The organism is Streptomyces sp. NPDC014991 (assembly GCF_043080665.1).
In the GTDB taxonomy this organism is placed as follows: Bacteria; Actinomycetota; Actinomycetes; order Streptomycetales; family Streptomycetaceae; genus Streptomyces.
In genome coordinates, this window is record NZ_JBIBVY010000002.1 from 313,967 (window position 1) to 322,485 (window position 8,519).

At 75.9% G+C, this 8,519-nt stretch carries 6 protein-coding genes; 1 reads left to right on the forward strand and 5 read right to left on the reverse strand.

The genetic code is table 11. The features are described 5' to 3' along the window. Window positions 1-21 precede the first annotated feature (21 nt). The 4 genes from ACF1BE_RS05440 to ACF1BE_RS05455 form a co-directional block, all read right to left on the reverse strand. Complete coding sequence (locus ACF1BE_RS05440) at window positions 22-1,788, reverse strand: VWA domain-containing protein (protein WP_392197641.1); 1,767 nt, start codon at window positions 1,786-1,788, stop codon at window positions 22-24. A gap of 86 nt (window positions 1,789-1,874) precedes the next feature. Then, a complete protein-coding gene (locus ACF1BE_RS05445) occupies window positions 1,875-3,818 on the reverse strand; it encodes an FUSC family protein (RefSeq protein WP_392197642.1) in 1,944 nt (647 codons plus the stop codon). Window positions 3,819-3,851: 33 nt separating this feature from the next. Beyond that, window positions 3,852-4,808 carry an endonuclease/exonuclease/phosphatase family protein gene (locus tag ACF1BE_RS05450; RefSeq protein ID WP_392197643.1) on the reverse strand — a complete coding sequence of 319 codons (957 nt, stop codon included), beginning with the start codon at window positions 4,806-4,808 and terminating at the stop codon, window positions 3,852-3,854. A gap of 15 nt (window positions 4,809-4,823) precedes the next feature. Continuing rightward, a complete protein-coding gene (locus ACF1BE_RS05455; protein ID WP_392197644.1) occupies window positions 4,824-5,606 on the reverse strand; it encodes an alpha/beta fold hydrolase in 783 nt (260 codons plus the stop codon). 87 nt (window positions 5,607-5,693) lie between these two features. Here ACF1BE_RS05455 and ACF1BE_RS05460 point away from each other — a divergent pair, with 87 nt between their 5' ends. Then, a complete protein-coding gene (locus ACF1BE_RS05460; protein ID WP_392197645.1) occupies window positions 5,694-7,040 on the forward strand; it encodes a PLP-dependent aminotransferase family protein in 1,347 nt (448 codons plus the stop codon). Here the strand turns inward: ACF1BE_RS05460 and ACF1BE_RS05465 are convergent. Next, window positions 6,940-7,863, reverse strand: coding sequence for a hypothetical protein (locus tag ACF1BE_RS05465; protein ID WP_392197646.1), 924 nt, complete (start codon window positions 7,861-7,863; stop codon window positions 6,940-6,942). The two genes, ACF1BE_RS05460 and ACF1BE_RS05465, sit on opposite strands and share 101 nt — an antisense overlap. Window positions 7,864-8,519: the final 656 nt, after the last annotated feature.

The window sequence follows — 8,519 nt, forward strand, 5'->3', positions numbered from 1 at the left end:
GCGTGGCGGGTGACCGGCCGGTCACGGGCGCCAGGTGGCCAGTACGCCCTCGTACAGCTCGGGGTCCGTCAGCTCACGGGGCGTGGGGCCGGCGTGGAAGAAGGACGTGTTGCCGGTCTTCAGCTTGCGGAGGTAGTCGAAGGCCTTGTTGTCGTGTTCACCGAAGGCGACGAAGGAGAAGAAGACGGCGGGGTGACCGGACGCGGCCTTCGTGAGGGACTGGGTCGCCGGGGTCTTGGCGTCCGGGGCGCCGTCGGTCTGGAAGACGACCAGGGCCGGGGTGCCGGGGGCGGCGTTCTCGTCGTAGTGGGCGAGTACGGCGTCCACGGCGGCGTGATAACTGGTACGGCCCATGCGGCCGAGGCCGGCGTGCGCGTCGTCGATCTTCGTCTCGTGGCCCGGGGTGAGGGTGAGGTCGGTGGTGCCGTCCACCTCCGTGGAGAAGAAGACGACGTGGACCGTGGCCTCCGGGTCCAGGTGCGCGGCGAGGGCGAGGGTCTGGTCGGCGAGGGCCTGGGCGGAACCGTCCTTGTAGTACGGGCGCATGCTCGCGGAGCGGTCCAGCACGAGGTAGAGCTTCGCCCGGGTGCCGGTGAGGCCGGCCTTCTCCAGGGTGGCTGTCGCGGCCTTGTAGGCGGTGGTGAGGGCGGGAGCGGCGCGCTTCAGCTCCGCGAGGGGGACGGCGGGGTGGGCCTTGCCGGCCTCGGCCACGGCTTCCGCCTCGGCTTCGCCTTCGGCGTCCGTGTCCCCACCCGCACCACCCGCGACTGGACCCTGCGGGGTGCTCTCGCCGTCGGCGGCCTGCGGGGCCGTCGTCTCGGTGGGTGCGGTCTCCGGAGATTCCGGTTCCTCCTCGGCGCCGGCCTCGGCCGTCGTCGGCTCCGGGGTGTCCTCGTCCGCACTCGGCTCCGGTTCCGGCTCGGTCTTCTCCTCCACCGGCGTGCTCTGCTCGGCCTTCGGCTCGGGCTCGGGCTCCGCCTCGGCGGCCGGGGCGGTGCGCTCGGCCTTGGCAGCCGCCGCTGCGGACGCCTGAGTGTCCTGAGCCGTGTCCTCGCCCGGTGCGGTCTCCTCGGCCGTCGTCCCGGCGGCCTTCGCCGACGTCGGCTCCCCCTCGGCCTGGGCCTCGGTCCCGGCTTCCTGCTCGGCTTCCTGCTCGGCGGACTCCGGACCGTCCACGACCGCGGGCGACCCCTCGGCGGCCTCCTCGGCCGGTGCCGCCCCCCGAGCCCCCTCCTCAGCCGCGGCCTTCTCCTCGACCGCGCTCTCGGCGTCGGCTACGGCCTCGGGCTCGGCGTCCTCCCTGGTCTCAGCAGTGACCTCAGCGTCGGCCGGGGCGCCGGCCTCGGCCTTCACCTCGTCCGCGCTCTCGGCGTCGGCTACGGCCTCGGGCTCGGCGTCCTCCCTGGTCTCAGCAGTGACCTCGGGCTCGGCATCCTCCCTGGTCTCAGGGATGACCTGAGGCTCGGAAGCTCCCTCGGTCTCAGCCGCGATCTCGGGCTGGGGAGTCCGCTCGGCCACGGTGGCGGCCTGAGGCTCGGGAGCCGCCTCGGGCTCGGACGCTTCCTCGGTCTCGGCCGTGGGCCCGGTCCCGGAGTTCTCCTCGGACGCCGTCGGGGCGGGGATCTTCACCTTGTCGAAGGCCGCTGCCACCAGTTCGTGTTCGTCGGTGGAGGCCGGGGTGGTGGGGTCGGGGGTGCGCTCGGGGGACCGGTCCGCACCCTCCGCCTCGGTGGCTCGTGCCTTGCGTGAGCGGCCGAACGCGTTCCGCAGGAGAGTGAGAATGCCCATGTGCGCAACCCTTCGTGAGTTGTAGCCCTTGAATCACTGGCCAGGACGGACACGTAAGGTTAGCGGCCCCGGATGGCCGGTCCGCGTCAGTGCGGGGACGCGATGGAGCGCGCCGCGGCCAGCTCCTGGCGGAGGGGTTCGAGGACGCTGCCCGCGGGGCCGGTGAGGTCGGTGCGGACGGCGGTCAGGGTCTCCGCGCCCCGTACGGCCTCGGACAGCTCGCGCAGTTGCAGGGTCACCTGCGCGATCTCGACGGTGGACGGGGCCGCGGCGCCGTGGCGGACGCGGACGCCGGCCGCTGTCGTGGCGTCGACGACGCGTTCGACGGCGACGACGAGCGGCCACCACGCGGCGGCGCGCCGGCCGGTCGGCGGGGGTTCGGTCAGGGCCCGCTGGAACTCGGTGCGGATGACGGAAAGGTCGCGGTAGAGGCGGCGGCGCATGCGGGCGCGGGCGGCGGGGTCGGGGGTGGGCCCGAAGGCCGCCTGGACGTAGGCGGCCGTGTCGGCGACCGCGTCGGCCAGGCGGGCGCCGACGCGGGTGTGCCAGCTCTCGGGCCACAGGAGGTAGCCGGCGATCAGGGCGATGGCGCAGCCGAGGAGGGAGTCGTTCAGCCGCGGGAGCAGCAGGGCCGTTCCCTGGTGGTTGAGGATGTCGGAGAGGAGCAGGATCACGGGGGTGATGGCTGCGGTCTGGTAGCCGTAGCCCCGGGGGGTGAGGGCCGGGATCAGGGGGGCCAGGAGGAAGAGCGTGGGGACGTCCCACCAGCCCAGCGGGACCTCGGCGAGGACGACCGCCGCGACGACCAGGCCGGCCACCGTGCCGAGGGCGCGCAGCAGGGCGCGGGAGAAGACCGAGCCGAAGTCGGGTTTGAGGACGAAGGTGATGGTCAGGGCGACCCAGTAGGAGCGGGGGACGGGGACGAGGGAGACCAGGGCCTGGGCGATGCCGATGCAGAGGGCGAGGCGTACGCCGTAGCGCCAGGAGTTGGCGGACAGGACGACGTCGCGGGCCGCGCGTGCCGTGCGGACGCGCAGGGCGGCGGGGCGGCCGAGTCGGTCGTCGGTGCCCCGGAGGTCGACGTCGGGGGTGGCGACGACCTCCGCGGCGTGGCGCAGGGCGTGGTCGACCGCGCGGGCCGTCTCCGTGGTGGGGATGGGCAGGGTGAGGGGGCCGGGGGGTGTCCGGTCCGTCTCGACGGCGTCCGCCAGCCGGTGCAGTTCCGCCGGTATCTGCCCGGGGAGGGGGCGGGCGGCCAGGTGGGCCGCGGGGGCGGCCTCGATCAGCGGGGTGATCGCGTTCAACTGAGCCAGCAGCCGGGTGGGTTCGGGGCTACGGCCGTGGTGGCGGGCGCGCCGGGCCAGGATCAGGTCGTAGGCCTGGTTCAGGGACTGTGTGACGGTGCGGCGGGCCTCCTCGTACTCCTCGGCGCGGTCGGTGCCGGCGGCGGTGAGCAGGCCGGCGACGGCGCGGTAGGCGGTGGCGACCGCGGCGCGTTCGGGGACGCCCGCGCGCAGCGGCCAGGCCAGCAGGGCGAGCAGGAGGATCAGCAGGCCGCCGCCGGTCATCAGGGCGGGCGCCACCCACCAGGGGGAGGGAAGCGGGAGGCCCGCGCCGACCACGCAGTTCAGGAGCAGGAGCAGGCCGGAGACCGAGGCGACCGCGCCGATCGTGGAGATCATGCCGGACAGCAGGGCGACGCCGGTGACGGCGGCCACCGCGTACCAGCCATGGCCGTGCACCAGCGCGCCCAGGGCCACGCCGACCGCGCCGAAGAGCTGCGGGACGGCGATGTTGAGGATGCGCATGCGGTAGGCGTCGGCGGTGTCGCCGATGACGCCGGAGAGGGCGCCCATGGAGGCCAGGGCGCCGTAGGCGGGGCGGCCGGCGGCGAGGCCGAGGGCCAGGGGGAGGGACATGCCGAGGGCGGCGCGGGCGAGGGCGGGCCGGTTGAGGGGTGCCTGCTGGGGCCTGAGGTTCCGGACCAGCCAGTCGGGAGGGGTGAGGCCGATCGGGAACTCTCGGGACATGCGCCCATTATGGCCGGTTCGATCCGTACCGGTTCAGGAGCGCCGACGCAGGGTGAGGTCCACGACGAGGGCGCGGTGGTCGGTGCCGGCCAGGGGCAGGAAGCGGGCGCCGGCCGCGGTGAAGTCCCGGGAGACCAGGACGTGGTCGATCTGGACGCCGATGACGGAGGCGGTGCGCGACGGCCAGCTGGGGACGCGGTCGTGCCCGGTGAGGCGGGCCGCGTCGGTCAGGCCGGTGTCGAGGATGTGCCGGAAGCCCGCGTGGTCCTGGGAGGCGTTGAAGTCGCCGGCGAGGACGGTGGGGGTGCGTGGGCCGGCGGCGGCGAAGGCGCTGAGGCGGCCGAGTTCGCGGCGCCACACGCCGGTCCGGCCCGGCAGCGGGGGCACGGGGTGGGCGAGCTGGAGGCGTACGGCGTGACCGTGGACGTCGGCGACCGCGCCGGGCATGCCCAGGGTGCCGTGGACGCCGGGGGCGGGGGTCAGCGGGTAGCGGCTGAGGAGGAGGGAGCCGCGGGAGCCGTCCGCCTCGACGGCCCGGCGGTGCGGGTAGCGGCTGCCGGTGCCGTGTTCCAGGGCGGCCCGGCAGCCGGAGTCGCACTCCTGCACGAAGACGATGTCGGGGTGCCGGTCGCGCACGGCACGGACGAGGCCGGGGGTGGCGTGGCCGAACTCGACGTTGGCGGTGAGGACGCGGAGGGCGGCGAGGGGCGGGCCGCCGGGCTCACCGGTCCTGCCGTACGGCTCCAGGTACCAGGCGAGCAGGCCGAGGACGGCGACCGCCCAGACCACGCCCGTCCACCAGCGGGTGAGCAGCGCGCACAGCAGGGCGAACGCGGCCGGTGCGAGCAGCCAGGGCAGGAAGGCGAGCAGCTGGGGCACCGGGGTGATGCCGTCGGTGCCGGCGATCCGGCAGCCGACGACCGCGCTCACCCCGGTGAGCAGCAGACCGGCACACCAGGCGCCGGGCCTGCGTCCGCGGTGCTGGGTCACGGGACGAGCCTACGATCACCCGTCGAGCCGCGCCAGGAAGGCGGCCAGGGCCCGGTTGAACTCCTCGGGCCGCTCCAGGTTGGGCAGATGGGCGGCGCCCTCGATGACGTGCAGGACGGAGTCGGGCAGGGCGGCGTGCAGGGTCTCGGCGTCGGGGACGGGGGTGTAGGTGTCGTCGGCGCCGACCAGGACGAGGGCGGGCACGGTCACCCTGGTCAACAGGTCACGGTAGTCGGGGCGTTCGGCCCGGCCGCGCAGGGCCGCCGCGGCGCCCTCGGGGGAGGTGGCCGTCATCATGCGGTGGACGTGCGCCTTGATCTCGGGGCGGGCACAGGGGGCGACCATCCTCTCCAGCACCTCGTCGGCGTAGCCCCGCATGCCCTCGGCGAGCAGCCGGCCGGCCATGGCGGCGCGGGCGCGCCGGCCTTCGGGGGTCTCGGCGGCGGCGGAGGTGGCGGCGAGGACCAGGCCCCGGACGCGGTCGCCGAGCCGGCCGGCGCACTCCATGGCGATCTGGCCGCCCATGGACAGGCCGGCGAGGGCGAAGGCGCCGACGTCGAGGTGGTCCAGGAGGGCGGCGATGTCCTGGGCGTGCCGGGAGAGCGGGACCGGGCCGGGGGTGACGGGGGAGGCGCCGTAGCCGCGCAGGTCGGGGGCGATCACCCGGCGGCCGGCGGCGAACTCGGACAGCTGCGGATGCCACATCGTGCGGTCGAAGGGGTGTCCGTGGACCAGGACGAGGGGAACCCGGAAGGACGTTCCGGGGCCCTTGTCCTCGTATGCGAGGAAGGGGGGCATGAGCCGACCCTAGGCCGGGCGGTGACTCGGTGCAATAAGATCTTTGCTCTCGGTGCAATATCAACGGGCCGACGAACGGGGGGACTTGTGGACGACTACCGGCGCATCGCCGACCTGATCGCGCGGGACATCACGGGCGGCCGGCTGCGGCCGGGGCAACGGCTGCCGCCGCAGCGCGCGTTCGCGCGCCGACGGGGTATCGCTCCGTCGACGGCGGGCCGGGTGTACGCCGAACTCGTGCGCCGGGGACTGGTGGTGGGCGAGGTCGGGCGCGGGACGTTCGTGCGGGCCGCCGCACCGGACCGGCAGCCCGGGCACGCCCTGACCGAGGCCGCGGGGTCCCCGCCCGTCAACCTGGAACTCAACTACCCGTCCGCGCCCGGCCAGTCGGAACTGCTGGCACCGGCCCTCGCGCCCCTGCTGCGGCCGGACGCGCTCGGCCAGGCGCTGCGGCCGGCCGCCGCCGCGGGCACCCCGGACGCCCGGGACGCGGTCGCCGCCCTGCTGGCCCGGGCCGGGCTGCAAGCCGGTCCGGAGCGGATCCTGTTCACCGGCAACGCCCGGCAGGCGATCGCCGCCACCCTCGCCTCGCTGGTCCCACCCGGCGGCCGGGTGGGGGTCGAACCGCTGACATATCCGCTGGTGAAGGAGATCGCGGCCCGCCTCGCCCTCACCCTCGTCCCACTCGCCACGGACGAGGAGGGGCTGCTGCCCGGGTCGGTCACCGCCGCGCACCGGGGTGCGCCGCTGTCCGCGCTGTACCTCCAGCCGACCCTGCACAACCCGACCGCGCGGACGACGGGTGCCGGGCGGCTGCGGCAGCTGGCCGAGACCGTCCACAGCCTGGGGATACCGGTGGTCGAGGACCGGATCTGGTCCTTCCTGCACCCGGGCGGCATCCCTCCGCTCGCCGCGCTCGCCCCGGAACGCGTCCACCTCGTCGACGGCCTGTCCAAGCGGGTCGCGCCCGGCCTCACCGTCGGTTTCACCGTCGTACCCGACGACCGGGTCGACGCGGTCGCGCGGGCCGTCCGGTCCGGCGGCTGGAGCGCGGGCGGCTTCGCGCTGGAGGCGGCCGTACGGTGGCTCGGCGACGGGACCGTGGACCGGCTGGTGGCCGCCAAACAGCGCGACGCGCGGCGTCGGCAGCGGCTGGTCGCCGAGAAGCTGGCCGGCTTCGCCGTACGCTCCGACCCGGCCGCCTACTTCGCCTGGTGGGAGCTGCCCCCGCCATGGCGTGCCGACACCTTCACGGCCGCCGCGCGGGCACACGGCATCGCTGTCACCCCGGGTACGGCGTTCTCGGTCGGCCCCGGCCGGACCCCGGACGCGGTCAGGCTCGGGCTCGCGTCGGCGCCGGAGCCGGAGCTGGCGCGGGCGCTGGCGACCTTGGCCGGCGTCGCGCGGGACGCGTCAGGCGCAGGTACCGGGTGAGCCAGGCGGTGAGGGCCACCGCGAGCCCGAGCCCGAGCAGCAGCCAGGCCACGGTGCGCAGGGTGCCGGTCAGGGCGTCGTAGACGGCGCCCGCGGCCGGATGGGGCACGCCGGCGGGCAGGCCGGCGAGGGTCAGGCTGCGGCCGGCGGCGAGGCAGCCGGCGAGCAGGGCGCCGCCCAGGGCCGTGCCCAGCGCGGTCGCGGTGACGGCCCGGCGGCGGTGGACGGCGAGGGCGATCCCGCCGACGGCGAAGGCGACGGCCGCCACCGGCAGCCAGAACCCGGCGACTTCGAGCACGTGGAACCCCTCCCGGAGCGCGGTCAGTTCGCCCGCGGGGAGCACGGCGACCGCGGTGTGCTCCACCGGGATGCGTGCGGCGAGCGGCACATGGTCGTGGGTGAGCTGGCGTTTGACCTGGGCGGTGACGGGGGCCAGGTCGACGGTGACGTCGCGGTCGTCCGCCGCGCGCAGGGCGCGCAGGACGGTGTCGTGCGTGACCTGGTTGCCGGTGTCCCAGGCCAGCCGGAAGGCCCGGGTCTGGGTGAAGGAGCGCACCGCGTCACGCACGAACGGGCGTACCGGACCGGGTACCGGGGGGACGTCCAGGTGCCGGCCCACCGCGCGCAGGATGCCGTCTCCGACCGTGTCCGCGACGGCCTCGCGCACCGCGGGGTCGGCGGCGAGCGGCGCCATCGCGGTGACGTACCGGCTCGTGTCGGTGAGCCCGTACGCCGCCCAGGCCGCCAGCGCGCCGCACGGCACGAGGAGGCCCGACAGAGCGATCAGTACGGCCGACAGGACGGCCCTGAGGCGTAGGGGCACGCTTCCAGGCAACGGCCGCCGGCGGCGGCGCGCGAGCGGGACGACTGCGTTCGGGCGGCAGGAGGACTCGTTCGGCGGAGCCGGTGTTCCCGCTCTCCGGTGGAGGGTTCGCCCGAACGGGTGTTTCCTGGTGCTGGGGAGAAGGAGGCGAGTGCATGCCCGTCACCGAGGTCCCGCGGTCCCCGGGCGCGGTCCCGCCCACCGGCGCCGGCCGCCAACTCGGCCTTCACCGCGGCGAGTGGCGGCGCCGGACCCGCGCTCAGGGGTGGCGCGGCCCGCGCACCGCCGCCCAACGCCCGCGCGGCGCCCGGCACTCGCTCCACCGGCACCGGGCGCCGGCCGCACCCGGGACGGTGGCTCCCCGGCGGTGCCGTCCCCGCGCCGGTCCACCGCCCCCGCACCGGCCGCGGTGACGCCGGCCGGCACCGGACCACCAGCGGGTCCCCCCCTCGTCCGTCTTCTCAGGGTCGTGGAGCCGGAGAGGACCAGGGATCCGTCTGGTGAGGGGGGACACAGGGGAGTGGGGGGGGGCCCCCCCCCCCCCCCCGGGGCCCCCCCCCCCCGCCCCCCCGCCCCCCCCCCCCCCCGCCGCCCCCCCCGGGGGGGGGCCCGTGAAAGAGAACGCCCCCGGGTTAGCCCCACAAAAAAACCCCCAA